The sequence below is a fragment of the Desulfarculus baarsii DSM 2075 genome (genome assembly GCF_000143965.1).
In the GTDB taxonomy this organism is placed as follows: Bacteria; Desulfobacterota; Desulfarculia; order Desulfarculales; family Desulfarculaceae; genus Desulfarculus; species Desulfarculus baarsii.
In genome coordinates this window covers 1,616,456-1,642,312 of record NC_014365.1, presented here as the reverse complement: position 1 = coordinate 1,642,312, position 25,857 = coordinate 1,616,456, and the positions used below count along the sequence as shown (strand labels likewise).

Sequence of the window (25,857 nt, the reverse complement as noted above, 5' to 3'; positions counted from 1 at the left end):
TCGGCCTTGTCGCCGGCTGCCCGGCCGCAAGGCCAGGGCCGGCGACGGCTTTACATCCTGGAGAGGGCCTCGGCCTCTTGCAGCAGGCCGTCGAGTTTCTTCTGCAAGCGCTTGATCTCTTGAATCCTGGCCTCGTTTGCCGGGCTGGCGGCCTTCTTCAGGCGGGCTATCTCGGCGTTGACGCTATTCAACTCGCGCTTGATGCGCGCGTAGCGATCGCGTTGGGCCTTGGTGTCGAGCGTGGCGCGATCGATCTTGCGTTGGAGCTTGGCCACATCGCCTTCCAAGGCGGCGAGATCTTGCTCCATCCGTTGTTTTTCCTGGAGCTTTTGCGCGCGCTGTTGCTCCAGGTAGCCCCTGGTCTGCTGGCCTTGCATCTGTTCTTGCTGCAAGGCCTGAAGCTGGGCCTCCTGGGATTGGGCGCGCCGCTGATAGGCCTCGGGGTTGTAGCCGAACAATCCGCCGGTGCGCGGGTCTTCGGTGGTGGCGCAGCCGGCCGCCAGCAGGCAGGCCAGCAGGGCCAAGGGCGCTAGATATTTAGGCACGATGCACCTCCGGCTAACAGTGCCAAATAGCATGAGTAAAGCTTATCAGACCGACATGCGCGCCGACATCGAGGCCAGCGACTGGGTGTGACCCTCCAGTTCGGCGATCTGGGCCTTGAGCTGATTGATCTGCTGGTCCAGCCTGGCCGCGTGCTGGGCCTTGCCCGCGCTCCTGGCGTCGGCCAGAACCTTTTGCTGCGTGCTGAGTTCGTACTTGGCCCGCTCCAACTTCTGCTTGGCCGTGGCCAGGGACTTGTCGACCTTCTTCTTTTCGGCCAGCAACTGGGATTTCTGGGCTTTCTTTTGATCGTAGGCCCGGGCCAGACGTTGTGTTTCGGCGTCCAGGGAGCGCACTTCGGAGGCCAGGCGGTCGTTGTAGGCCCTGGTGTCGGCGTTGACCTTCTGGGCGCTGGCGATGCAGGCGTTGAGCCAGTCTTCCTGCTTGGCGTATTTGGCCTTTTCGTTGGCCACGTGGGAGCCGTAGGCGAATCCGGCCGCCGAACCAACCAGCGCGCCCACGCCCGCGCCCACCAGCGTGGCCGTGGTGTTGCCGCCAATGAGCTGACCCAGCACGCCGCCGACCACCGCGCCCGCGCCCGCGCCCACCAGCGTGCCTTCGGTTTTGGTGCGGGTCTGGTCGTTCTGGATGTTGGCGCAGCCAGCCACCGAGGAAAGCAAGAAAGCGCCCACCAACATCAACACGCCGATTTTTTTCATGATCGCCCTCCCATTACGGCAAACGCCGGTGTGTTCATCAGCATCGGCCATGTATCGTAATATAAAATTATCAGCCACGCCAGGCCCTTTGCCAAGCCTATTGCGCCCCCTGACCAAGGGCCTCGAACTGCTTGCGCCACAACTCGGGGTTGGCCCGTTTCTCCTTGTTGAAGGCGGCGTATTGCTCACGCACGACCTTCAGCGAACTGAGTTGAGCAGCGGCCTGGCGCTCCAGCAAAAACTTGGCGTACTTGGTGAAGCCGGCGTCCACGGCCGGGGGGCTGATCTTGTCTAGCTGGCGAAACGACTCGGAATAAGTCGACATGGCCTCGTCGATGTTGGCCTGGAACTCGTTCAGGCGCTCTTTGTATTTCTCGACCATGGCCGTGCGCCCGCCGTCCTGGGCAATGGTCATCAGCCGCTGGATCGTCGGCAACTTGGCCAGTTCGCGCTGCAGAAAAAATCCGCGCTCAGCGGCGATCTTGGCCCAGGCGTAGGCCGAGTCTTCATCGGCCTGCTTGAGCACGAATTCGATATTGCCCAGCGACGCCTCCAACAAGCCCAACTGCTGGGCCGCCCCCGGCGAAAGGGCCTGGCCGGCCAACTCTTTTTTCAGCCGGGCCAGGTGCTCCATGGCGTCACGGCCCTTGACGCCGGCCTGGGCGCTGGTGGGACTGACCGAAACCGCCGCCGGCAGCGCCGCGCCCTTGCCGGCTCGATAGCCTTCCCAGGCCTCGGCCATCTGGCGGACGGCGTTGCGATCGGCAAAGACCACCCCGCCCAAGGCCAGGCGCAGGCCCATGGTCGGCTTGGCGTTGGCCTTGATCTGGCCGCCGCCAGCCAGGTAAAACGGCTGCTCGGCGCGCATGGCCGAACGCAGGCTTTTCTCGTCGGTCAGAAAGTGGCCGCCCCTGGCCGTGAACCCGCCGTTGCGGCCCTGATAGTACTCCACCTGATAGAGCCCGTGGGTCATCTCGCAGACGTTGCCCAGCATGTCGTGCAGGCCCAGGGGGTTGGGGGCCAGCAACCCCACGTCCTTGACCACGTTGTGCGAGGACTTGGCCCCGGCGAACCACTCGCACTGCTCCAGGGGCTTGTCGTAAGGGTGACGGCGGTCGAAAACATCGGATGACACCGCCGCGCCTCCCCGGGCGGCAAACTCCCACTCGGCCTCGCTGGGCAGGCGGACATAGCCCGGCTGGCCGCCCTGGGCCGGCAGCTTGTCCTTGGCGTTGGCGAACAACCACTGATTGTAACGATCGACAAACTCGTTGGCCTGGAACCAACTAAGCCCGGCCATGGGTTTGCGGCTGTGCAAAAGGGCCTTGTCCGCGCCCTGGGGCAGGCCCATCACGGCGTAATATTGGCCCTCGGTCAGTTCGTATTTGGCCAGATAAAACAGCCAGTCCTCGCCGCCGGATTTGTTCTTGGCCAAAAAGGCGCCGCCCACCGAGACGCTGGTGGGGTTTTCCTTGAAGCCGCCCTGGGGGTCGCCCATGTTGAACTTGCGCTGGGCAAAGGGCGAATCGCCCTCGCCGATGAATATCGGCCGGAAGGCCACGCTAACCCCGCCGGGCATGGGTAGCGTCAGGTCGCCAGCGGCCGGTTGGGGGTTGTAGGGGTCGGCTTGCTGGGACAGCGCGGGCGCGGCCGTGGCCAACGAAAGCAATAGCAGCAAGGCAATCCGAAACTTAGCCATGGAAAGCTCCTGTCATTCGTCGCGCAGGGCCTCGGCCGGGTCGATGCGCGTCACTCGCCAGGCCGCCGCCGCGCTGGCCAGCGTCGCCAGCGCGATCACCCCGCCCAGCGTGGCCAACAGATGATCGGCGGGCAGCCGGCAGAGCCGCTCGGCCGATTGTAAGTGGGCCTGGAAAAGGCTGTTGATGACCCAAGCCAGGGCCTGGAATACGCCCACGGCCGTCACAAAGCCGCAAACGGCGATGATCAGCCCCTGATAGAGCGGAAAACGCACCATCGCCCCGGTGGGCATGCCCAGCAGTCGCAGCACGCCAAGCTCCTTTTGCTTGCGCTCCACCGAGGCCCACAGGCTGGCCGTCAGCGCCGCCGCCCCGCCCATCAGGCCCACCAAGGCCACCAGCCAGAAAATCAGCGTGAGGTAGCCGTCGAGTTGGGTCACGTCGCGGATGCGCTGGGCCTCGGTGTGCACGCTGAGGCCTTGGGCCTCGAAATGACGGCGCAGGCCCTCCACGTCGTCGATGGTGGCGGCGTAGAGCCGAAACGAGGCGTAGCCGCGTCGCGCCAGCAAAAAGCGGCCCGACGATCGATCGTGGGTCAGCTCGCGCTGGGCGAAAAGGCGCAACACCCCGGCCAACCGCGGCGGCGCGAAGGCCGCCTCACCGGGGGCGCGCTCCTTGGCCACGCTCACGGGAAAACGCAAAACCCGGCGTTCGTGGCGCAGTTCCAGATAGGCCTGGCCCGGCGGCGGGCTCGCGCCGGCCGGCAACATCAGCGTGGGTTTGGGCTCCATTCCCTGGCCCGGCGGCCAGGGCGGCGCTGGTTCGAGGCCCGTGGGCGGCCGGCCCCCTCGGCCAACGGGCCCAGGGCCAACACGTTCAGCGATCCGGCCTCGGAACCGTCGGCCGCCAGCAGCCTGGCCGCCACGGCCCGCGTCCAGGGCAGCAGAAAAGCGCCCGTGCCACGCAGGCGCTCCTTGACGGCCAACACGCTCTCCAGGCCCACCGGTCTTTTGGCCGCCTCCACCAGATAGACCCGCCAGGCCGGATCGACCCGATAGCCGGTCAGCCGGGCCAGTTCGGCCGGGCTCGGGCGCGTCAGCTTGCCAAAGCCCGTACCGTTGATCAGGCGCAGTTCGTCGAGCTTGCCCAGCTCACGGCCCAGCGCCACCACCACGCCGTCAAAGACCGGATAAGCCTCGGGCGCGTCGCCCGGCCAGCCCAGTTCGGGCACGGCCAGGCCGTCTTTGTAATTTTCGATGGCCTCCAGCAACTCCAACGGCGCGTAGACCGCCTTGAGGGCCGAGGCCCGCTGATCCAGCACGCCCGCCACCCGCAAGCGCAACTCGCCGCTTTCGAAGCGCGAGCCGCGCAGGCGCTTGACCTTGACCTCAAGCGCGTCGCCGACCCTGGCACCCAATGATTCGGCGGCCAAAAAACTCAGCACGCACTGGCCCGGGCCCGGCGCGGGCGCGCCGTTTTCCACAAGGAGCGGGTCGCCCGGCGCGGTGGGCAGCACGTCCAGCGTCAGTTTGGGCCCGGCGCCCAGCGAGGCCTCCAGGGTGGCCGCGATCTGACGGATGCCCGGCACGACAAAGGCCACGTCGGCCCGACCGGCCAACTCGCGCAGCCACTGGCGGGAGAAGGTCTGGCTGGTCATGGGACGCACTTCGCGGTTGCGCGGGTCTTGCACCAGACGCGAGCGCATGGTCTCGATGGCCCCGAACTTCAGGCCGAACAACAGCATCAGCGGCGAAAGCACCGCGGCCACGGCCAAGACCAAACACAGGCTCAGCACCCACTCGTGGGCCAAATCGGCCCGGGCCAGGCGCAACACCAGGCCAAAGGGCAAGCCATCGCCGCGCCGCCCCCTAGCCAAGGCCGCCCTCCACCACCGTGGCCACGGTCAGTTCGGCGGCCGGCCGCTCCAGTTCAAAGGTGAAGGCGCGGTCGGCCACCGGCGCGACCAGTTCGCGGTCGTGGGTGACCATCAGCACGGCCGCGCCCAGCTTGCCGGCCAATGATTTGAACTGATCGCGGATCTCCACGGCGGCGCGGCGGTCCACGGCGGCGGTGGGCTCGTCGGCCAGGATGATCGAAGGGCCGTGGGCCAGGGCCCGGGCGATGGCCGCCCGCTGGCGTTGGCCGCCGGAGAGATGGGCCGGCTTTTTGCCCAATTGTTCGACGATGCCCAAGCGGCCGGCCAGGGCCAGGATATCCTCGGCCGCCACCGGCAGGCCGCCCAGCCGCCTGGTCAGGGCGATGTTTTCGCCCACCGACAAGAAAGGCAAAAGACCGCCCGTCTGCAAGACATAGCCGATGCTGGCGCGGCGGACGGCGGCCAGGCCCCGCGGCGAAAGGGTCGTCACGTCGCGCCAGCCGGGTCGCGCGGCGTTTTGATCCCACACGCCGAACTGGTGGGCCGCCGTCGGCCGCAGCACCAGGCCCAGCAAGTCCAGCAGCGTGGACTTGCCGCAGCCGCTGGGCCCGACAATGGCGATAAACTCGCCGGCGGCCACCTCCAGTTCGGGAACGACCAAGTCGAAAGCCACGCCGCCCTTTTCGCGGCGCTTGCTCACCCCGCGCAGTTGGAAGGCCAGCCCTCGGCCGGCCGTTGCTTCGCGCGCGCCCATCGGCGTCGCTCCTGCCGCCCTAGGGCAGCAGGTCCAGGCTGATGGGATAGACCATCTCACCGGCGTCATCGCCGGGGTTGAGCTTGATCCAGCCGTCGGGCCCGTCGTGGATGGCCTGATAGGCGCTGATGCGGGCCTCCAGTTCATTGAGGAACTCGTCCTGCTCGTCGGGGCCCCAGCTCTGCCACAGCTCGTTGGTCATGGCCATCAGGCGGCTCTGGTAGGGCAGACCCAACAGAAACTCGGGCACCAGGCCGGTCTCGGCCATGGTGCGGGCGTTTTTGATCTGGTTGGGGTCGCGGGCGGCGGCCGCGGCGGTCGATTGCAGGGCGGTGAAGAAATCGTCGCCACCGATCTGGCCCAGGCGGCCCGCCCCCATGACCTCGGTCAGCACCTGCTTGAGCGAGCTGAGTTGCTGCTTGTTGATCAAAAGGCGCACTTCCATCGACGAAACGGCCGGATTGAGCAAGTCTTTATCCACGGCCCAGGCCTCGATATCGCGGGGGGCCTGCGCGCCGGTTTGTTGGCCGATCCACTCCACCAGGGCCGCGCGCAGGGCGCGGTTGGTCGTCTCTTGCACGTCGTCGGCCAGCTTTTGGTGCTCCGGCCCCAGGTCGGCCAGTTCGCCGCCGGCTGGCGGCGAGGCGGGCGGCGGAGTTTGAGCAGGCGCCTGGGCGGGGGTTTGAGCCGCAGGCGCCGCCGGAGCCTGGCCCAAGTCGGCCAGCTCACCGCCTTGGCCGCCGCCGGTCAGTTGCGGGGCCACCTGGCCCTGCTTGGCCGCGCGCACCACCGAGACGATGGCCTGGGTCAGCGACTCGGCGGCCACGCCATAGGCCGCGGCGTCTTGGGAATCCACCGCGGTGTAGGTGGTCTGGCCGCCCGAACCCTTGTTGAGGCCCAGCACGCCATATTGTTGTTCGGCCCGGGGGTTGTGTTTGGTGGCCTTGGGGTTTTTCACGTGCAGGGCCAGGAGGTAGAACGAACCGTCATCGGCGATGGAGCGCAGGGTATTTTCGTCCTGGCCCGAGAGGTTCCATTTGTGGCCCAGTTCATGGCCGGGCGCATCGCCGACCAACACCATGAATTTGATCGCGTTATCGTCCCAGGCCGTCTTGCGCATGGCGTCGTCGACGCCGCTGAAGACATCCTCCGGGTAGTCCACCGAGTCGATTTCGGTGACCTGGACGCCGGCCAGGGTGTTTTCGAACTCGGCGGCCGTTTGCAGGGTCGGGGTGTAGTTTTTGGTGGTGTATTCGATGCCGGGGATGTCCTCGGCCGAGTCGCGATAGCCCCAGAAGCCGAAACGCACGCCCTGGGCCGCCTCGGGATCGCTGCCCAGATTGGCCGCCACCTGCCGGATCACCCGCAGGGTGGCCTCGATGTTGGGTCGCATGCTCACGGTGGTGTCCATGACGAAGACAACGTCGAAGACCAGATTTTTCAGCGTGTCGGCCGCGACCTGGGTCGACTCCTGGGTGGCTTCCTCGACGTAGGCGGTGTTGCTGCGGATGTCGCTGGCCTGACGGGCCTCGGGGCCGCCGGCGGTCACGGCGGCCAGCTTGACCACGCGGCCTTCACGGCCGGCGAAATCAACGACCTTGAAATCGAGGATGGGCAGCAAATAAAACTGCTTGGAGATATCCACCGCTTTTTGCGGCTCCACCGACTTCACCGGAAAATCCACCGGGATGTTCTTGTCGGCGATGGCCTTGTAGAGGGCCTCCACCGCCGGGTCGCGCTGGGCCGGCGGCGCGGCCACCAGCTTGGCCAAGGGCGGCTCCTCGGCGAACATCAAAACGGGTTTGCGGCCCTCGGGGTGGGTGTAGGCCAAGCACATGGCCTGCTTCCACTCGAAGACATCCTTGGCCTGCATCCAGCCGATCACCCCGCCCCGGGCGTCGGAGCCGACCTCGTACCAACCGCGCTGGGCGGCCCGGTCCTGTTCGGAGGGCCGAGTGTAGACATAAAACGGCTGAAAAGACGGCACGTTTTCTTGCGCCGTGCCGCCGGCCACGTCCTGGGTTTTGTAGATGTGCGAAAAAGGCCGGGCCAGCACCCGCAGGGGCAAATGCTTTTTGCCATCGATCTTGACCGGTTGACGGCCCTCGGCGGCCGTGGCCGGCACGGCCATGGCCACGGCGATGAGCGCCATGACAACTACTAGCAACGCGCGCTTCACTCTGACATCCTCCCCGGCTTCAAGGCCAAGTCGATCAGTCCACATGGGGCCAGGCTTTTGCAAGTTGTTTCATCATAGCAAACGGGCAAGGCTTGTAAACAGCTTTTGAACCGTCGGGCGCGGCTTCACAAGAGCGGTCGATTGCGTGTACAATGGGTCATACACTGACCGCCCGACCTGCCCGGAAGGCGCGCTGGCCGATCATCTACGTTTCGGAGATCGAAATGCACTGCCGCAAGTTTGCCGCCAAAACGCTGATCATCGCGCTGTTGCTGGCCCTGGCCGCCGGACCGGCCCAAGCCGGTTTCATGGGCAAGGTTTGGGACACCGCCACCACGGGCGATTCGCAACCGACCACCGCCGATCCACAACCGACGCAACCGGCCACGACGCCCAGCGCGCCCAGCTCCGCCCCGGCCACATCCGACGTCGGCTCACAACCGCCAGCCATCGATCCACAACCGGCGCAGCCGGCCACGACACCCAGCGCGCCCAGCTCCGCGCCGGCCACATCCGACGTCGGCTCACAGCCGCCAGCCATCGATCCACAACCGGCGCAGCCGGCCACAGCGCCCAGCGCGCCCAGCTCCGTGCCGGCCACATCCGACGTCGGCTCACAGCCGCCGGCCATCGATCCACAACCGGCGCAGCCGGCCGCGCCCACGGTTCAGCCCAGCCCCCCCAGCCAGCCGGAACCGGCGGCCATCGGCGGCGGCGTCAAGCTCAAGCGCCTCAGGAGCTTCTACGACCTGGTCGGCCGCGGCGAAGCCCTCAAAGGCGACGGCTCGCCGGAGGCGCACTTTGCCCTGCGCCTGCGCGCGCCCGGCCGCACCATCAACGCCATGGCCTTACGCGCCCAGGGCGCGCCCGCCCCAACCTGGGACACCACCGCAGGCAACGGCGCGTGGCTGCTCGTGCTGGCGCAAAAAGGCAAGCCACTCAACCAACCCGACGGCGCGCTCAACCTGCCTTTGGGCCAGGGCGAGCTTGTCGCCGACGTGCTGGTGCAGGACGACAACTCCATCGCCAGCGGCAACGCCAAACTGGAGTTGGTGATCGGCTTTGCCGATGGCCAGGTTTTGATCCTGCCGGTGGAGTAGAAGTGGGGGCCCTCGCGACGCCCGCCCCGGCGCGACGCTGGGCGGGATGGCTGGTCGTGGCCTTGCTCTGCGCTCTGGCCGTTGCGTTGCCGGCCATGGCCGCCGGCAACGACGCCCAGGATCGGCGCGCCGCCCAGTTGCTGCTGGAATTGGGCCAGACCCCGCCCCAGGACTACGCCAACCAACGGCGTCTCTTGGAGGCGATCATCGAGCAGTGCCCAGACTCAACCCACGCGCCCGAGGCCTATTGGCGCTTGGCCGAGGTCTACAAGCGCTACCTGGGCCTGCCCGACTACACGGCCATCGCCCTGCTCTTCGAAAAATACCTGGCCCGCTATCCCCGGGCAGCCGACGCGCCCATGGCTCGACGACAATTGATCGAGGCCTATGAAAAGACGGGCCAGTGGGAGCCGGTGGCCGCCTACTTCGCCAAAGACCTTGGCCCCATGGATCAACTACCCGACAGCCGGCTCTTTCAGGACGGCCTGAGCTACGCCCAGGCCCTGGAACACACCGGCCGCACGGCCCAGGCCAAGGCCTGGTATCAAAAAATCGTCGCGCGGGACGGCGGCGCGAATTCGCCGGCCGCGGCAAAGGCCCGTCAACGCCTGGCCGCCCTGGGCGACGAGCCTCGGCCGTCCACGAACCCAGCCGCTCCGCCAGTCGCCGCGCCCACGACCCAACCCGCGCCGACGCCCTTGCCCAACGCGCCGGCCCCAGTGCCCGCGCCCCACGCCCAACCAACGACCCCGCTTCCACCGACGCCGGGCGCGGCGGGCGCGACGTGTCGGCTGGAGCGGATCGCCGGCGACGTCGACCTGGTCGGCCGAGCTTACACGCCGGCCGCCACCCCGGATGGCGCGGCCGACAGCCGGCTGTCGCTCGATCTGCCGCCCGGAGACCGGGTGTTGTTGCGCATCGACCTGCAAGTGGCCGGCGGCCGTGACGGCTGGTGGTCGACGGTCGCGGCCGAAGGCGTCTGGCCCATGGCCGTGCGCCGGGCCGACCAGCCGGATCAAACGCCCGGCCGCATGCTGCGCCTGGAGCCGGGTTCCGGCGGCTGCCGCGTGGAGCTTTTCGTGCAGGACAACGGCGCCTTGGCCGGCGGCCGACCGCTGACGGCGCTGCTGTTCTGGAGCGACGGCCAGATGAGCGTCGTCGAGGCGACCCACGGGCGTTGAACCACGGCGTTGTTTCGCTTCCTTTCAGAAATCACCTATTGATTGCCGAACATTATCGCGCTAGCCTGAAATCAGCGGACCACGACAACCCGTGAAACATGGAGGCGCGTGATGAATCGCAAGCATGGCGGCGCAAACGCCGTGATGAGGTGGTTGGCGGCCCTGGCTCTGGCCATGGCCGTTGCGCTGGCCTTGGCTGGCCCGGCCTTGGCCGAGCCCGAACCAGGCCAGGCGGCCCAGGCCCAAGCCCTGGCCCTGCTGGACCAGGGCGAGTTGGCCGCGGCGGGTGGGCATTTCGACAAGGCCGAGCAGCTGTGGCAAGAGGCCCTGCGCGCGCGGCCCGCTTGGCCGGTGGCTCAACAACGCCTGGCCCAGCTTCCGGCCAGGCGTCAAGGCTACGCGGCCCAGGTCGCGCGGATCGCGCGGGATCAAAAGGCCAGCCTGGATTTCGTCGAGGGGGTGACGCTGTTCAATCAAGGCGACTACGCCGGGGCGGCGAAGATCTTCCAGAACGTGGCGGAAGTTCTGCCGGGGCATCCCTTTGCCCGGCAATATCTGGCCGACGCCCAGGCCCAGGCCCAGGCCATCGGCTACGGCTCGCTGACGGTGGAGTCCAACCTGCCCGCCAAGATCTCCCTGGACGGGCGGGCCGTGGGCGTCACGCCGCTGACGCTGGATGATCTGCCCGTGGGCGAGCACGTCTTGACGGCCGAGGCCAATGACGCCCAGGCGCGGCAAACGGTGGTCATCCACGGCCGCAGCACCAGCCTCGCGACGTTCAGCTTCCGTGAGGTCGAGGCGCGCTGACGCCGCGCCAAGGCCCAAGAATAGACAGCGGCGGGGCGGCCCTCCGCGTCAAAAGGCCGTGGCCGGCCGGAGTCGGGCCGGCCACGGCCCCACGATCAGTCCAGTGTGGCCGTGCAAAAGGCGCACTTGCTCGCCTTAACGGGAATAGTGGAGAGGCAATAGGGGCATTCCTTGGTGGTGGGCGGGGCTGCTTCTTGCTTGCGCCGCAGTTGATTCATGCCCTTGACCAACATGAACACCGAAAACGCCACGATCAGAAAGCTGACCACCGTATTGATGAACGCGCCGTAGTTCCAGGTGACGGCGCCGGCTTTCTGGGCCATTTCCAGGCTGAGGTACGGGCCGGCTTGCGCCCCGTCCCTGAGCACCACGAACAGGCCGGAAAAATCCACATCGCCCAGAATCAGCCCGATCGGCGGCATGATGATGTCGGAAACCAAAGACTTGACGATGGCGCCAAAGGCCGCGCCGATGATGATGCCCACGGCCATGTCCACCACGTTGCCCTTCATGGCGAACTCTTTGAATTCCTTGAACACGTTTCACCTCCAGGTGTGGATGGCTCCATGCGGTTGGCCGCGCTTGGCCTCGGTTTTGCTCCGCGAGTTGGGCCGGGCCGGCAGTTCAGATATTCAATCAAATTTGATATTACGCCAGGCAAACACGCGGGAGAAGCACAAATTATCCAGTTGTTTGCCATGGATGCGGCAAATAGAGCTTTTTTGCGCGCCAGCGCGCGGCGTTGGCGCAAAATCCGCCGTGCGCGATGGCCATAAGTTAAAATAAATTAATGAGCCGCCACGATGACGGCCGCCCAAGCACAACAAAAACTCGTTACGTTTTGCCAAGACGCCGATATGCGTGTAGCCGGCCCTGCGTGAAAAGTGGCGAGACGCCACCACGGGGATCGAACGCGAGATTGTTTGGCGTCCGCCAGGCCTTGGCGGCCACCTCCGGCCAAAACCCTTGCCGGCGCGTGACTTCGGAGCGGGTCAAGCATGATCGACAAGCCGTTCATGAAGGCAAAGTCCGCATTGCTGACAGCGTTCGCGGTGTTGTTCATCAGCGTGGCGGCCGCGTTTGTCTGGCTGGTTTACGACCAAAGCCAGGAGACGGCCTTGCGCGAAGCGGAGGAAAAGGCCCGCATCATCCTGGAACGCAACTTGGCCATACATTCATATTTTGCCCATCAGTTGAAGCCGAAAATATTCTCGATAACCGACAAGCATTTGCCATCGTCATATTTCGAACCGACGTGGATGTCCTCCACCTTCGCCGTCCGTCGCATCGACGAACACTATCAAGCCTTGGCCAAAGACGAATACTATTACAAGGAATGCGCCATCAACGCGCGCAGCCCCAAAAACGAAGCCGACGATTATGAACGGGAATTCATCAACGAGCTGAATAAAAACCCCAAGCTCACCACGCGCACGGCCATCAGGATCATTGACGACAAACCGTTTTTCGTTTATTTGCGGCGCGGCGAATCAATGGAAAAATCATGCCTGCGCTGTCACAGCCAACCGGAATACGCCCCGCCAGAAATGGTGCGGATATATGGCCCGGAACGCAGCTTCAACCGCCACGACGGCGAGCTTGTTTCGGCCATATCCATCAGGGTGCCTTTGAGCGAGATCCTGAGCCGCGGAGCCGAGTTCGCCGGTCGCCTTTCCGTGCTGACGCTGGGCATTCTGGGGCTGATGGTGGCGGTGGTGCTGTTTGTCACGCGGCAGATATTCCTGCGCCCCCTGGGTCGGATCAGGGAGCACACCGCCTTCATCGGCAAAACGCCGCAAAACCTTGGCGACCAGATTCCGCCGATGCCTTTTGTCGAATGGAACGACTTGGCCCAAGACTTCAATCAGATGTCGTTGAGCCTGAAAGAATCCCACGCGCAACTGGAAGAAAGGGTCCGCCAACGCACCGCCGAGTTGGAGCGCAGCAACCAGCAGCTCGTCGCCGAGATGACCGAACGCAAGCGCGCCGAGGCGCAACGCGAGGAATTGATCGCCGAACTGCGTCAGGCTTTATCGGAAATAAACCAGCTTAGCGGGCTGCTGCCCATCTGCGCAAGCTGCAAAAAAATCCGTGACGATAAAGGTTATTGGCAGCAAATCGAAAACTATATCAGCACCCACTCCGAGGCCGAATTCACCCATGGCATCTGCCCGGAGTGCATCAAAAAGCTATACCCCGAACTTGACTGAGGACAGGAGCGCCGCATCTTGTGGCGCGCGTCATGGCGGGCCGCTTCACCCGCCAGGGAGGCCAGTCCAACCTTGACGACCAAACGGCAAACAGCGCATTCTATCTTTGGAAGCGCAGCCGATGGGCGCGCCGCGACAAGGGCGTCAGGCCCGGTCACCAGACCAACAGACCCGCCGTCCTCGCGCCGCGCCTGGGCAAGGGCGGTCACTAAGCAGCCAGCGCCGCCCTGGCGCGACGCCAAAGGAGAACAAACATGAAAAAATGGACCTTCGCGCTGATGGCCGGGCTTTTGGCCGCCGGCCCGACCCAACTCGCCATGGCCGAGCCCGTGGCCGACGCCATCGCGCGCAGCGTCTGCTCCGGTTCGGAACAGAGCCTGAAGCTGAGCGACGAACAAAAGCAGGCCTATTTGGGCAACATGGAATACGAAGCCATGTTCAGCGATTTCGGCGCGAACACCGGCAAGGTGATGCAGTTCAAGAAGGCCGCCAACTACCAGGCCAGCAGTTGCAAGCGCGTGGAATATGGCATGGACGGCAACAAGGTCTGGCAGAAGACGGCGGTCTATGTCGCGCCCGTGGAGCTCAAGGGCGACACCGTCCACGCGCCTAATTGGGCCAAGCTGGAGTGAGCTTCGCGCGCGGTGATCGGGGTTTGTGACGCTATCCGCCGGCCAAGCGCGACGGCTTTTTTGGCCAGAATCAAAGGCCACGAACATGACTAAGGGGCTGACCATATGGTCAGCCCCTTTTATGGTTGGCGGGGACGACCGGTCTCGAACCGGCGGCCTCTGGCGTGACAGGCCAGCGCTCTAACCAACTGAGCTACGCCCCCGCTTTATTCCGTTGTCATGGCCGATTTCGCGGCCTTGTTCACTCCGCCCGCCCCCGGCAAGGTGTGGTAGGCGGAACAGGGCTCGAACCTGTGACCTCCGGCGTGTAAGGCCGATGCTCTCCCAACTGAGCTACCCGCCCACTACCAGGGGGCCTTTTGTGTCGCGGTCCGTCCCCCAAAGCGGATATGGTTTTATCAGCAGGCCCAGATTCTGTCAAGGCGATTTCCGCTAGTGCGCCATTAAATCCGACGGTTTATCATCGGCCGCGGGCACGGTCAGCAGAAAGGGCTCGTCGTCGCCGTGGAACAGCGCATCGGGGTCGTCCACGGCCAAGGCGTGACGCAGCACCTCATCCATGTGCTCGACGGTCACCAGCTCCACCGAACGCAGGACTTTATGGGGTATCTCTTTGATATCCTTGTCGTTGTCCTTGGGTATCAACACCTTTGTCATGCCCACGCGGTGGGCGGCCATGATCTTTTCGCGCAGGCCGCCAATGGGCAAAACCCGACCGCGCAAGGTGATTTCGCCGGTCATGGCCACGTCGGCCCGCACCGGGATGCGCGTCAGGGCGCTGACCAACGAGGTGGCCAAGGTGATGCCCGCCGAGGGCCCGTCCTTGGGCGTTGCGCCCTCGGGCACGTGGATGTGAATATCCACGTGGGTGTAGAAATTCTCGGGCAGGCCCAGCCGCCTGGCCCTGGTGCGCACGTAGGACAGCGCCGCCTGGGCCGACTCCTGCATCACCTCGCCCAGCTTGCCGGTGATGGTCAGCTTGCCCTTGCCGGGCATGATCATGGCCTCGGTGGTCAGCACCTCGCCGCCGACCTCGGTCCAGGCCAGGCCGTTGGTCAGGCCCACGTGGTCCTTGGCCTCGGGTAGGCCGTGGCGGAACTTGGTCACGCCCAGGTATTTCTCCAGCGCGCCGCCGGTGATCTTGACCTTGCCGCCCAGATCACCCTTGGTCACCAGGTCTTTGGTCACCTTGCGGCAGATGCTGGCCACCTCGCGCTCCAGGTTGCGCACGCCGGCCTCGCGGGTGTAGCGCTGGATGATCTGCTGCATGACCTTGTCGCCGATCTGGGCCTGGTCGGGCTGGAGGCCGTGGGCCTTGGCCTGCTTGGGCAACAGAAACTGGCGGGCGATGGAGACCTTCTCCAGCTCGGTGTAGCCAGCCAGGCGGATGATCTCCATGCGGTCCTGCAGGGGCGCGGGGATGGAGTAAAGCGTGTTGGCCGTGGTGATGAACAGCACCTCGGAGAGATTGTAATCCACGTCCAGGTAGTGGTCGTTGAAGGCGTAGTTCTGCTCGGGGTCCAGAACCTCCAGCAGCGCCGCCGAGGGATCGCCCCGGAAGTCGGTGGACATCTTGTCCACTTCGTCGAGGCAAAAGACCGGGTTGACCGAGCCCACCCGGCGCATGCTCTGGATGATCTTGCCCGGCAGGGCCCCGATGTAAGTGCGCCGGTGGCCGCGGATCTCGGCCTCGTCGCGCACGCCGCCCAGCGACAACCGGATGAACTTGCGGCCCATGGCCCTGGCGATGGAGCGGGCCAAGGAAGTCTTGCCCACGCCCGGCGGGCCCACGAAGCAAAGGATCGGTCCCTTGATCTTTTTGGTCATGGCCTGCACGGCCAGAAACTCCAGGATGCGCTCCTTGGGCTTTTCCAGGCCGTAGTGGTCTTCGTCGAGGATGGCCTGGGCCTCCTTGAGGTCGTGCTTGTCGCGGGTGCGCTCGTACCAGGGCAGGGCCATCAGCCAGTCGACGTAGTTGCGCACCACCGTGGCCTCGGCGCTCATGGGCGACATAAGCTTGAGCTTTTTGATCTCGGCGCGGATCTTTTCGGCCACCTGGCGTGGGTAGCGACGTTTTTCGAGCTTTTCCTCCAACTCGCGGATCTCGCTCTCGCCGCCGGCCTTGTCGCCCATTTCCTTCTGGATGGCGCGCATCTGCTCGTTGAGGTAATACTCGCGCTGGGTCTTTTCCATCTGCCGCTTGACGCGGCCCTTGATGCGCTGCTCGATCTGCAGGATTTCGATCTCGCCGCCCATCATTTCGTAAAGCAGTTCCAGGCGACGGTTGGGCTCCAGGGTCTCCAACAGGCGTTGCTTGTCCTCGAGCTTGAGCGGCAGATGGCTGACCATGGTGTCGGCCAACACGCCGGGGTCGGTCAGGCCGCTCATGGACTGCAAAACTTCTTGGGGAATCTTTTTGTTGAGCTTGGCGAACTGATCAAAGGCCTGGTTGACCGCGCGGATGAGCGCCTCGGATTCGCGGTCCGGGGCGAAGGCCTCGGGGATGGGCTCCAACTCGACCAGGAAAAAGTCGTCGTTGGGCAGAAAATGATCTATCCGCGCTCGTTCCTTGCCCTCGATGAGGGCCTTGACCGTGCCGTCAGGCAGGCGCAACAACTGCAGCACCGTCGACAGCGCGCCGGTCAGATGGATTTCGTCACGGCCAGGCTCGTCGATCCTGGCGTCCTTTTGAGTGGCCAGAAAGATCAGCTTGCCGTGCTCCATGGCGTATTCAAGGGCGGCCACGGAACGCTGACGGCCCACGAACAATGGCGCGACCATACGCGGAAAAACGACTATGTCACGTAGCGGCAATAATGGCGCACGCATTGACGCACCTCGTTCCGGCCCCTCCGGGCCTGGTTTGCCAGGCGGGAAACAGCGGGCCCGCGCTTGGCGGGCCCACCGGGGTTTGTCCGATACGGCGTTAGGCGTACTCCGCCTGGCTGGAATATAACAGCATGGGCTGCTCGCCCTTGGTGATGACCTCCTCGCCAACCACGCACTCCTGCACGCCCTTGAGCGAAGGCAGATCGTACATGATGTCGAGCATGGCCGCCTCGAGGATCGAGCGCAGGCCGCGGGCGCCGCTTTTGCGGCTGATGGCCTCGGCGGCCACGGCCTTGTAGGCCTCGTCGGTGAACTTGAGGTCAACGCCCTCGAACTCGAAGAGCTTCTGGTACTGCTTGACCAGGGCGTTCTTGGGCTCGGTGAGGATGCGAATGAGCGCGTCCTCGCTGAGTTCGTCCAGGGTGGCGGCCACGGGCAGGCGGCCGACGAACTCGGGGATCAGACCGAACTTGATCAGATCTTCGGGCCGGCACTTGGCCAGCGTGTCGCCCAGGGGCGTCTCTTCCTTGCGCTCCTTGACCTCGGCGGTGAAGCCCATGGACTTGGCGCCGATGCGGTTGGAGATGATCTTGTCCAGCCCCACGAAGGCCCCACCACAGATAAAGAGGATGTTGGTGGTGTCGACCTTGACGAACTCCTGCTGGGGATGCTTGCGCCCGCCCTTGGGCGGCACCGAGGCGATGGTGCCCTCGATGATCTTGAGCAGGGCCTGCTGCACGCCCTCGCCCGACACGTCGCGGGTGATGGAGGGGTTTTCGCTCTTGCGGGCGATTTTGTCGATCTCGTCGATGTAGACGATGCCCCGCTGGGCCCGCTCCACGTCGTAGTCGGCGGCCTGCAACAGGTTGAGGATGATGTTCTCCACGTCCTCGCCCACGTAGCCGGCCTCGGTGAGGGTGGTGGCGTCGGCGATGGTGAAGGGCACGTTGATGATGCGCGCCAGGGTCTGGGCCAGGAGCGTCTTGCCGCAGCCAGTGGGGCCGATGAGCAGGATGTTGCTTTTCTGCAACTCCACGCCGCCCATGTCGGCCTTGGCGTCGATGCGCTTGTAGTGGTTATGCACGGCCACGGCCAGGATCTTTTTGGCGCGCTCCTGCTCGACGACGTAATCGTCGATGATGGCCTTGATTTCCCTGGGTTTGGGGATGTTTACCTGATTGGCCGCCTCTTCCTTCTGGTATTCCTCCTCGATGATCTCGTTGCACAGCTCGATGCACTCATCGCAGATATACACAGAAGGTCCGGCAATGAGCTTTTTCACTTCTTCTTGGCTCTTGCCGCAGAAGGAACAAACCAGATCAGGGCCCTTGCCGTTGGTTTTCTTGCTCATGAACCGTGGCCTCCAAGCACCTCGGTAAACGTTAACGATTGCGCTACTTTTCCACCGCGCGGCGGCTGATTACCTTGTCGATCACCCCGTAGGCCACGGCTTCGTCGCCGCTCATGAAATAGTCGCGCTCGGTGTCGGCGGCGATCTTTTCCAGGCTCTGTCCGGTGTGCTGGGCCAGGATGTTGTTCAGATCCTCGCGCATGCGCAGAATCTCGCGAGCGTGTATCTCGATGTCGCTGGCCTGGCCCTGGGCCCCGCCCGAAGGCTGGTGGATCAGGATGCGCGCCTTGGGCAGGCTGTAACGCTTGCCCGGCTCGCCGGCGGCCAGCAACAGCGCGGCCATGGAAGCGGCCTGGCCCATGCAGAGGGTGCTCACCGGCGCCTTGATGAACTGCATGGTGTCATAGATGGCCATGCCGGCGGTGACCACGCCGCCCGGCGAGTTGATATAGAGATGGATGTCCTTGTTGGGGTCTTCCGCCTCCAAAAACAGCAACTGGGCCGTGACCACATTGGCCACGTTGTCGTCGATGGCCTGGCCGAGGATGATGATGCGGTCTTTCAACAGCCGGGAATAGATGTCGTAGGACCGTTCGCCGCGGCTGGTCTGCTCTATGACAAAGGGGATAAGGCTGCTCATTTAGGAATCTTTCTAGCCTTGGCTGCCAGCTATTCTTGTTCCCGCGCCTGGTCGTTGGCCATTTCCTGTGCCAATTCAGATGGATCGACTGATTTAATGATAGCACCCGATTTTATGGCCTGCAACGTCTTTTCTTCCAGAAGCTGGGCGATGACGCTGCCCATCATGTTGTTTTTATTGTATATTTCCTTGATCACGTCGGCGGGTTGGCCGGTCTGAGCCGAGACTTTTTCATAGTGGGCCGTGAAGTCTTCTTCGGTCACATCGACGCTTTCCACCTCGGAAATGCGGCCCAGGACGATGCCAGCGCGCACCTTCTTTTCGGCCTCGGGCCGGAAGTCGGTGGCCAGTTTTTCGGCGTCCAGGCCCACGGCGTCAGGGTCCATGCCGTTCTGGCGCAGCCGCGCTTTGAACGACTCGACCATGTTCTCGACTTCCTGGGCCACCAGGCTGTCGGGCAGATCGAACTGGCCCAGTTCGCGGATGTGGTCCAGGATCTGACGGCGGACCTGCATGTCCTTCTCGCGGGCGAAGGCGTCCTCCATGTCCTGGCGAATGCGCTGGCGCAGGGCGTCCAGGGTCTCGAACTGGGGCGAGACCGAACGGGCGAAATCGTCGTCCAGATCGGGCAACAGCTTTTTCTTGATGGCCTTGACCACCAGCTTGAAGCGCACGTCCTTGGTCACGTCCGCGCCATCTTTTTTGTCCTCGATGCGCACGGTGGTCTCGACCTCGTCGCCGGGCCGCACCTTGACCAGGGCCACCTCGATCTCCTCGCGCACCTGGCCGGCGCCAAGCTCCACGTCGACGTTTTCGGCCGCGCCGCCCTCGACGGGCTCGTCGCCCTCGAAGCTCTGGTAATCGACCACCACCACGTCACCGGTCTGGGCCGGGCGGTCTTCCTCCAGGGGCACCAGCATGGCCTGGCGGGCGCGCAGGTCGTCGAGGCGTTTGTTGATCTCCTCGTCGCCGGCGACCAGGTTGGGCTCCTTGATCTCAAAGCCCTTGTACGATTCGGGGGCCAAGTCAAACTGGGGCCGCACGTCGAAAAGCACCTTGAAAGCGAAGTCCTGGCCCTTTTGCGGCGGGCCGTCAAAGTCGAACTCGGGCTGGGCCAACGGGCTGAGGCCGGCCTCGTCGATGGCCGGATTGGTGTGCTCGGTGACCAGGACCTCGGCGGCCTCGAAGGCCACCTGGGGGCCGTAGTAGCGCTCGAGAACGGCGCGAGGAACCTTGCCCGCCCGGAAGCCCTTGATCTTCGCCTTGCGGCCATGCTTGGCGAACAATTTCTCGATGGCCTTGTCAACCTCGGCGGCCGGCACTTCAACGGTAAGCGCGCGCTTTACCGTATTGATCTGTTCAACGTTGACCTTCATTGCTATCAACACCCTCTTCGGATATCGGTTGCCTTTCCAAGCGAGCGCGGGGCTCCCAGCCATATGCCAATGGACGTAAACATGTCTATATACCATAAATCGGCAGATTTTACATAAGCCCCACCATCGGGCGTGGGCATGCGCGGCCACGCACGCCCCTGGATGACCAAAAATTGTTGCGTTAACAAGATGTTTTGCGTTATCAGCCTGGCCATGCTACGATTAAACAGATTACCCGATCAACGTTCAGATTGGCTCCCACGGATGGATCGATCGCCAATGGATGGCGGCCAGGGGAGCAATCCGATGAAGCCCGTCGTCCCATTGTCGCGCCTTTTGCAGCCGACAAACCCGCCAACGGCCAAAAGCCAAAGCGCCTTTTGGGGCGCGCCAGACAAAACGCGCGTCATTCCAAGCAATGCGGCCGACATCTCATCGGCCGGCCAATCGCGCGCCCGGGCCACCGCTGGCCCCCGCGTGGCCGACCGCGGCGAGGCCGAGGCCAGGCTGCTTTTCGCTCGTTCGCAGATCGTTGGCGAACCGGCCCGGGCCATGGCCGCCCAGGCCAACCTCAGCGGGCGGCCTCACGCAGGCTGCTGACCACGGCGACCACATCTTGACCAGAACCAAGCCAGACCCGATAATGTAATTATCACCCTGAGATAGAGGCGTCGCCATGACCCTGGACAACCCTTATCGGCCTTTTCTGGACCAGATCGCGCTCACCACGAGCCAACTGGAACAATTGAAGCGGCAAAACGCCCAGGGCCGCATCTTTCAGCCGGCCGACCTGCAAGCCGTCTTGCACCAAGCCCGCGCCACGGTCGGCCAATTGGCCGCTTTTTTGGGCATCGACCAGCCCGATCTCTCCGACCAAGCCGTGGATCAAGCCGGCCTGGCGGTCTACGACCAAGCCATGGAGGCCTGCATGGCCATCACCAGGCTTTCGCTGGACATGGCCCGTCTGCACGGGCCTTCCTACTTGGTCGGTCACATCTGAGGCCACGAAAAAAGGGATCCCTTCCCGTGGAAGAGATCCCCGTGATCCAACGTCAAAGCAGCGGCGGGTCAGGCGCCCCGCTCAGCCGATGCGCTCGACCAGTTTGCAAATGAAATCGACGGCGTCGTCTTGATGAACCAAGCCGGTGTTGAGCACCGCGTGATAACAGGCCGTCTCTTCCGATTTGCCCTCGCCGAAACCGCACAGGAAGGCCAAACGCCGCTTTTCTTCTTTGTTCACGACGTGTTCGGCCTTGGCGCGATCGACGCTGTAGTGCTCCATCAGGTTGGCTATGCGCGTCTGTTCGGAGGCGACCAGCGAAATGCGCACGGCCTTGGGGTTGTTCTTCAGGATATACTGCGAACCGCGCCCCATGAACACCACCCGATCGCCAGCCGCCAGATTGCTGATGACCCTGGTCAAAAACGCCCGATAAGCAGTCTCGTCAAATCGAGTGGAGGCGTCGGGAATGTTTCGCACGTGAGGATGTTGGCGCGCCCATTCCGCCACGAAACGGGCCATGAGGCCGCCGGCCTCCTTTTCCACTTCCTCCACCCACTTCAGCGAGACGTTGGCCTGTTCGGCCACCTGCCCCAGCAGGTTGCGGTCAACGAACTGGTAGCCCAGACGCTCGGCCAATTTCATGCCCAGCTTCACGCCGCCAGCACCATATTGCCGCGAGATGCTCACCACAGCCATGGCACAACTTCCTCGTAATCGGGCAGTGAAAGGACGAGGCCCGAGGGGCTACCCCAGGGGCCAGCGTCCTTCAACTCACTCACTGCAGGTTGCCCGCCATGACCAAGCCGGCCACCAAAGCGAAGATGGCGAAGCTCTCGACGATACCGGCCGCGGCGAAGCACTTGCCGAAGATCTCCTGCTTCTTGGAAGAAGCCAGGATGGCGGTGGCGGCGACCTTGCCCTGATAGATGGCCGAGGCGGCGCAGGCCAAGCCGCAGAAGATGCCGATGCCCAGGACGGCCAGGCCCGAATTGGCGACCTTGCCCATCAGCACAAACATCAAGATGAGGCCGTAAATGGTCTGGCTCGAGGGAGCGGCGGAAATACCGATGAATTTACCGTGACCCTCCTCGACCTTGGCCATGGCCCCGTGAGAGGCGGCGCCAGCGGTGGCGACGCCGATGGCGCTTCCGATGGCGGGAATGCCAATAGCGAAGGCGCAGCCCAGATAGCCCATTGCCGTAGCGAAGTCCATACCCTTTTATCCTCCTAACTAATCTCTATAATTGCATTCAGTTGGCGACTTGCCGGAAAGGCTTGAACGGCAGACCGTCACCCTCGAAGCACCAGCGATACCACTCAAGGAAGTTCAGACGCAGTCCGTGAACCACGCCGCCCATGATGCCCAGCACGATGTTGATCGAGTGGCCGATGACCAGCACCAACACCGCCGGCAACGCCCCCAACCAGGCCCAGGGGATGGCGTCGAAGACCATGCCGCCCAGCAAGTTGAAGGTTTGACACATGTACATCGTGGCCAGGCCTAGGGCGAAAAGGCGCATGTAGGACAGCACGTCGGCGAACAACTGCACCACCCCCAACACGCCGTTGAGGCCCACCGCCAAGCGGATGATCACGTTGCGGCTGTTGGACGTGAACAACAGCACCAGCGCGAAACCGGCGATCAATGTCCACTGACCGATCTCGCCGTACGGGCCGCCGGCCACCTTGCCGTCGAATAACAGATATCCGCCCCAGGTCACGAGAATCCAGCCCAAGGCGGCCAGATCCTTGGTCCGGTAGAGCTTGATCAGCAGGGCCACCGTCAAGTGGACCATGCCCATCACGCACGAGACCAGCATCACGTGGTTCTGGCCCTCTTTGGTGCCCAGATCCATCAGCATGATGCTTTTCAGAGGGCTGTCGTCGCTAAGCGCCACGCCGAAGTACGACGCCGAGATCAGCCCGAAGAAGATCGTCGAGCAGGAAAGCATGTAGCTCAGGCGCAACATGCGCTTGAACATGGGCGATTCGCTCTTGACCTTGAGTTGCAGAAGCACGCTAATCAATAACAGCACCGAGCCATAGCCGGCGTCGCCGATGATCATGCCGTAGAAGATCGTGAAGCACCACAGCACCAGACCACTGGGGTCGAAGTCGGAATAATTGGGGTGGCTGTAGATGCCGACCAGATCCTCGCCGGGCGCGAACGCCGGCTTGTTGGAGAGCAGCACCGGCACGCGGTCGCCCTCCTGTGGTTCCTCGGCGTAGTGATGGAACGCGAACTCCGGCCCTATCTTCTTGACGAGCTCGTCGGCCGCCATGGGCGACCAGCAGCGCACCAAGAACAGCTTATCGCCCAGTTCGCCGTCGGTGTTGAGCACGGCGCGCTGATAAGTCAGTTCGTCGGTCAGGCTGGCTTCGGCCTTTTCCAGGGTCTTGAGATTACGAGCCAGTTCGGCGTATTCGGCCTGAATCGCCGTCAGACGCTGATTGGCCGCCTCGATCTCGCGCTCGATCCGCGAAAGGCCCTTGGCCGGCAGTTTTTCGGGCAAAACGCCCAGTTCCGGCTGCGCCTGGCCGAAAACCACCAAGGCCACCTCGCCGGGCGTGTCGGAAACGACGAAGCTATGCAACCCGCTCAGGTCGAGCCCGGCGAAGGCGGACTGACCCAGGCGGTAGAAGTAGGCCTTGAAGCCCTTGGCTTCCAGCGCCCCCAGCGAGGCCGGGTCGAAATCGCCCCAGGGCAGCATCAGAGCCTTGTCTTTTTTGAGGATGGCCAACTCCGTCTGCAGGCTGGCCTCCTCGTGGGCGAGGGCGTCGCGCCGGGCGCAGACGGCCTCGTAGTCGTTCTGGCTGGGCGTGGCCTTCTTGTCGGTCAGGCGCCTGGCCAGGAACTTCTTGGCGTCGCCGACCTTTTGCAGCTCGCGCGCCACCTCTTGGGGCTCCTCGGTCTCGGCCGGCAGGATCAGGTGGGTCACCCCAACCTCCTGCAAACGCTTCAGGAAAGCTTCCTTTTGCGAGCCCAACCCGAGGAAGGTTATTTTGGTCATGGGAAGGATCAACTTGCCACCTCCTGCTGCTGAACCAGCTTGGCCTTGGCCAACTTGGCCCGACCCACGGCGGACGTCTCCTCGTCACCCAGGAAGATCTTGATCTTGCGGATATTTTCCTTAAGTTCCGGGATGAGTTTTTTCTCGAACAGGTTGACCCGCTGGGTGGTGGTCCGCAGTTCCTCGCGCAGGATGCGCTCCTTTTCCATCAGCACGCGCAGTTCCTCGCGCAGGGCAATCAGCCGACGCAAGGCCGCCACGGCCATGTCCAGCCACGGTGGCGTGGCGAACAAGGAGTAGGGCTTCTCCTCGAAAGTGACTTCACGGAACTCTGGCACTTCCACGCCGGCGATGTTGTCCCGATCGGTCAGCACGTCCTTGACCACCAGCAGGCCGTCGAGGTCCGCCGCCTGATCGGTCAGCAACGCGGCCCAGGGTTTAATGCCGCCTACCGCCCGTTCCATGTCCTGCCGCTGCTTTTCGACCACCGGCTCCAATTGCCGGATGACCAACTGCAACTGCATTTTCTTTAGTTGCAGAATAGGCAGGAACTTCTGGTACTTGGACAGTGCGTCCCTCTGCCCCTTCAGCGCGGTCTTGTTGAGTTTAGGCTTGTCCGCCATAACTTTACGCCGCCTGGGCCTCCTTGTTCTCCTTGGGCCAGAATTGGTCCACCAACTCCTGCTTCAAGCCGGTCTGCACCGGGTCGAAGTGACGGGCAAGGATGGTCCAGCAACGGTCCAGCGCTTGCTCGATGGGCAGGTTGACGTTCAGGTCCATGAGTTCGGTTTCGAAGTCCTTGCCGTAGGCCAGCAGGGTTTCGTCCCACTTGGAGACCTTGAAACCCATGGCGATCTTGTTGCGCGATTCGCGGCAGTCGGAATACAAACGAATCATGGTGTTCATGATGTCGTTGTGGTCCTTGCGGGTGACCTTGCCGACCACGTTCTGCTTCAGGCGCGACAGCGAGCCGAAGGGGTCGATGACGCCGTGGCGCAGATAGAACTGGCCCTCGGTGATGTAACCGGTGTTGTCTGGCACCGGGTGGGTGACGTCGTCGCCGGGCATGGTCGTCACGGCCAGCAGGGTGATGCCGCCGGCGCCCTCGATGTCGACGGCCTTCTCGTAACGGCTGGCCAACTGGGAGTAAAGGTCGCCGGGGTAACCGCGGTTGCTGGGGATCTGCTCCATGGAGATGGAGATTTCCTTCAACGAGTCGGCGAAGTTGGTCATGTCGGTCAGAAGCACCAACACGCGCTGGCCGGCCTCGGCGAAGCGCTCGGCCACGGCCAGGGCCATGTCCGGCACCAACAAGCACTCGACCACCGGGTCGGAGGCCTGGTGGATGAACATGATCACGCGGTTCATGACGCCACTTTCCTCAAACGTGCGCTTGAAGAAGGTGAAGTCGTCGAACTTCAGACCCATGCCGCCCAGGATGATGATGTCGGCCTCGGCCTGCATGCCGACCCGGGCCAGCAGCTGGTTGTAGGGCTCGCCGGGGATGGAGAAAATGGGCAGCTTCTGGCTGACCACCAGCGAGTTGAACAGGTCGATCATGGGGATGTTGGTGCGGATCATCTGCTGGGGGATGATGCGGTTGGCCGGGTTGAAGGACGGCCCGCCGATGGCGATCTCCTCCTCGACCGGCTCGGGGCCGCCGTCGATGGGCACGCCGGAACCATTGAAGATGCGGCCCATCAGCGAGGGACCGTACTTCACCTGCATGGGGTGGCCAAGAAAACGCACCTGGTCGCTGGTGGAGATGCCCTTGGTGCCGCCGAAGACCTGGATGGTCACGTTTTCCTGGTTGACGCGGATAACCTGGCCCAGGGTGCTTTGTCCGGGCGACTGAACCACCGCCAACTCGCCCAGACCCACGCCGGAGGCTTCCAGGGTGGCGATGTTGCCGGTGATCTCCTTGATCTTTGTGATTATGGAGCGCACGG

The 25,857-nt window shown here is 63.8% G+C and carries 24 protein-coding genes and 2 tRNA genes; 7 read left to right on the top strand and 19 right to left on the bottom strand.

The features are described from left to right. Window positions 1-50: 50 nt before the first annotated feature. From DEBA_RS07365 to DEBA_RS07335, 7 genes are all read right to left on the bottom strand, one after another. Window positions 51-545 carry a hypothetical protein gene (locus DEBA_RS07365; RefSeq protein WP_013258291.1) on the bottom strand — a complete coding sequence of 165 codons (495 nt, stop codon included), beginning with the start codon at window positions 543-545 and terminating at the stop codon, window positions 51-53. Between the two features lie 45 nt (window positions 546-590). After that, window positions 591-1,262, bottom strand: a complete 672-nt coding sequence (locus DEBA_RS16960; RefSeq protein ID WP_013258290.1) for a hypothetical protein — start codon at window positions 1,260-1,262, stop codon at window positions 591-593. A gap of 97 nt (window positions 1,263-1,359) precedes the next feature. Next, window positions 1,360-2,961, bottom strand: a complete 1,602-nt coding sequence (locus DEBA_RS07355) for a formylglycine-generating enzyme family protein (RefSeq protein WP_013258289.1) — start codon at window positions 2,959-2,961, stop codon at window positions 1,360-1,362. Between the two features lie 12 nt (window positions 2,962-2,973). After that, window positions 2,974-3,750 (bottom strand): ABC transporter permease, encoded by a 777-nt coding sequence (locus tag DEBA_RS07350; RefSeq protein WP_050762274.1) that lies wholly within the window; start codon window positions 3,748-3,750, stop codon window positions 2,974-2,976. Continuing rightward, window positions 3,729-4,835 carry a hypothetical protein gene (locus tag DEBA_RS16955; RefSeq protein WP_013258287.1) on the bottom strand — a complete coding sequence of 369 codons (1,107 nt, stop codon included), beginning with the start codon at window positions 4,833-4,835 and terminating at the stop codon, window positions 3,729-3,731. Before DEBA_RS16955 ends, DEBA_RS07350 begins: the two co-directional genes overlap by 22 nt. Continuing rightward, on the bottom strand, window positions 4,828-5,589 hold the full coding sequence (locus DEBA_RS07340; RefSeq protein ID WP_013258286.1) for an ABC transporter ATP-binding protein: 762 nt from the start codon (window positions 5,587-5,589) through the stop codon (window positions 4,828-4,830). Before DEBA_RS07340 ends, DEBA_RS16955 begins: the two co-directional genes overlap by 8 nt. A 19-nt stretch (window positions 5,590-5,608) precedes the next feature. Next, window positions 5,609-7,768: a vWA domain-containing protein gene (locus DEBA_RS07335; RefSeq protein ID WP_013258285.1), complete on the bottom strand. Its 2,160-nt coding sequence runs from the start codon at window positions 7,766-7,768 to the stop codon at window positions 5,609-5,611. A gap of 224 nt (window positions 7,769-7,992) precedes the next feature. On the opposite strand from DEBA_RS07335, the gene DEBA_RS07330 reads away from it, so the two are divergent. The 3 genes from DEBA_RS07330 to DEBA_RS07320 all read left to right on the top strand — a co-directional run bounded on the left by DEBA_RS07330 (window position 7,993) and on the right by DEBA_RS07320 (window position 10,856). Beyond that, window positions 7,993-8,868, top strand: coding sequence for a hypothetical protein (locus DEBA_RS07330; protein ID WP_013258284.1), 876 nt, complete (start codon window positions 7,993-7,995; stop codon window positions 8,866-8,868). A 56-nt stretch (window positions 8,869-8,924) separates the two neighbouring features. After that, entirely contained in the window at window positions 8,925-10,049 is a 1,125-nt protein-coding gene (locus DEBA_RS07325) for a tetratricopeptide repeat protein (protein ID WP_148227811.1), read from the top strand. Window positions 10,050-10,160: 111 nt separating this feature from the next. Then, window positions 10,161-10,856 carry a PEGA domain-containing protein gene (locus DEBA_RS07320; RefSeq protein WP_013258282.1) on the top strand — a complete coding sequence of 232 codons (696 nt, stop codon included), beginning with the start codon at window positions 10,161-10,163 and terminating at the stop codon, window positions 10,854-10,856. Between the two features lie 95 nt (window positions 10,857-10,951). On the opposite strand, the gene mscL is transcribed toward DEBA_RS07320, so the two are convergent. Further along, window positions 10,952-11,395 (bottom strand): large conductance mechanosensitive channel protein MscL, encoded by a 444-nt coding sequence (gene mscL, locus DEBA_RS07315; RefSeq protein ID WP_013258281.1) that lies wholly within the window; start codon window positions 11,393-11,395, stop codon window positions 10,952-10,954. Between the two features lie 459 nt (window positions 11,396-11,854). On the opposite strand from mscL, the gene DEBA_RS07310 reads away from it, so the two are divergent. After that, entirely contained in the window at window positions 11,855-13,066 is a 1,212-nt protein-coding gene (locus DEBA_RS07310; RefSeq protein ID WP_013258280.1) for a Tll0287-like domain-containing protein, read from the top strand. A gap of 254 nt (window positions 13,067-13,320) precedes the next feature. Next, complete coding sequence (locus tag DEBA_RS07300) at window positions 13,321-13,698, top strand: hypothetical protein (protein WP_013258279.1); 378 nt, start codon at window positions 13,321-13,323, stop codon at window positions 13,696-13,698. 126 nt (window positions 13,699-13,824) lie between these two features. Here the strand turns inward: DEBA_RS07300 and DEBA_RS07295 are convergent. The 6 genes from DEBA_RS07295 to tig form a co-directional block, all read right to left on the bottom strand. Next, a tRNA-Asp gene (locus tag DEBA_RS07295) sits at window positions 13,825-13,901 on the bottom strand. 64 nt (window positions 13,902-13,965) lie between these two features. Then, a tRNA-Val gene (locus DEBA_RS07290) sits at window positions 13,966-14,041 on the bottom strand. Between the two features lie 89 nt (window positions 14,042-14,130). Then, window positions 14,131-16,527: an endopeptidase La gene (gene lon, locus DEBA_RS07285; protein ID WP_013258278.1), complete on the bottom strand. Its 2,397-nt coding sequence runs from the start codon at window positions 16,525-16,527 to the stop codon at window positions 14,131-14,133. A gap of 97 nt (window positions 16,528-16,624) precedes the next feature. Further along, window positions 16,625-17,878 (bottom strand): ATP-dependent Clp protease ATP-binding subunit ClpX, encoded by a 1,254-nt coding sequence (gene clpX / locus DEBA_RS07280; protein WP_013258277.1) that lies wholly within the window; start codon window positions 17,876-17,878, stop codon window positions 16,625-16,627. A gap of 43 nt (window positions 17,879-17,921) precedes the next feature. Further along, window positions 17,922-18,518 (bottom strand): ATP-dependent Clp endopeptidase proteolytic subunit ClpP, encoded by a 597-nt coding sequence (gene clpP / locus DEBA_RS07275; RefSeq protein ID WP_013258276.1) that lies wholly within the window; start codon window positions 18,516-18,518, stop codon window positions 17,922-17,924. Window positions 18,519-18,547: 29 nt separating this feature from the next. Further along, window positions 18,548-19,894: a trigger factor gene (tig, locus tag DEBA_RS07270; RefSeq protein WP_013258275.1), complete on the bottom strand. Its 1,347-nt coding sequence runs from the start codon at window positions 19,892-19,894 to the stop codon at window positions 18,548-18,550. A gap of 477 nt (window positions 19,895-20,371) precedes the next feature. Here tig and DEBA_RS18880 point away from each other — a divergent pair, with 477 nt between their 5' ends. Both DEBA_RS18880 and DEBA_RS07260 read left to right on the top strand, forming a co-directional pair. Then, window positions 20,372-20,494: a hypothetical protein gene (locus DEBA_RS18880; protein ID WP_280985140.1), complete on the top strand. Its 123-nt coding sequence runs from the start codon at window positions 20,372-20,374 to the stop codon at window positions 20,492-20,494. Window positions 20,495-20,570: 76 nt separating this feature from the next. After that, entirely contained in the window at window positions 20,571-20,894 is a 324-nt protein-coding gene (locus tag DEBA_RS07260; protein ID WP_013258273.1) for a hypothetical protein, read from the top strand. An 81-nt stretch (window positions 20,895-20,975) separates the two neighbouring features. Here DEBA_RS07260 and DEBA_RS07255 read toward each other — a convergent pair whose 3' ends face one another. From DEBA_RS07255 to DEBA_RS07235, 5 genes are all read right to left on the bottom strand, one after another. Next, a complete protein-coding gene (locus tag DEBA_RS07255) occupies window positions 20,976-21,593 on the bottom strand; it encodes a cytidylate kinase-like family protein (RefSeq protein ID WP_013258272.1) in 618 nt (205 codons plus the stop codon). 79 nt (window positions 21,594-21,672) lie between these two features. Further along, window positions 21,673-22,110, bottom strand: coding sequence for an ATP synthase subunit C (locus DEBA_RS07250; protein WP_013258271.1), 438 nt, complete (start codon window positions 22,108-22,110; stop codon window positions 21,673-21,675). Between the two features lie 37 nt (window positions 22,111-22,147). Continuing rightward, the gene (locus tag DEBA_RS07245) at window positions 22,148-23,920 is read right to left on the bottom strand and encodes a V-type ATP synthase subunit I (RefSeq protein WP_013258270.1); all 1,773 of its coding nucleotides are present in this window, start codon (window positions 23,918-23,920) and stop codon (window positions 22,148-22,150) included. Beyond that, window positions 23,917-24,531, bottom strand: coding sequence for a V-type ATP synthase subunit D (locus DEBA_RS07240; protein WP_013258269.1), 615 nt, complete (start codon window positions 24,529-24,531; stop codon window positions 23,917-23,919). Before DEBA_RS07240 ends, DEBA_RS07245 begins: the two co-directional genes overlap by 4 nt. A 4-nt stretch (window positions 24,532-24,535) precedes the next feature. Beyond that, window positions 24,536-25,855, bottom strand: a complete 1,320-nt coding sequence (locus DEBA_RS07235; RefSeq protein ID WP_013258268.1) for a V-type ATP synthase subunit B — start codon at window positions 25,853-25,855, stop codon at window positions 24,536-24,538. Window positions 25,856-25,857: the final 2 nt, after the last annotated feature.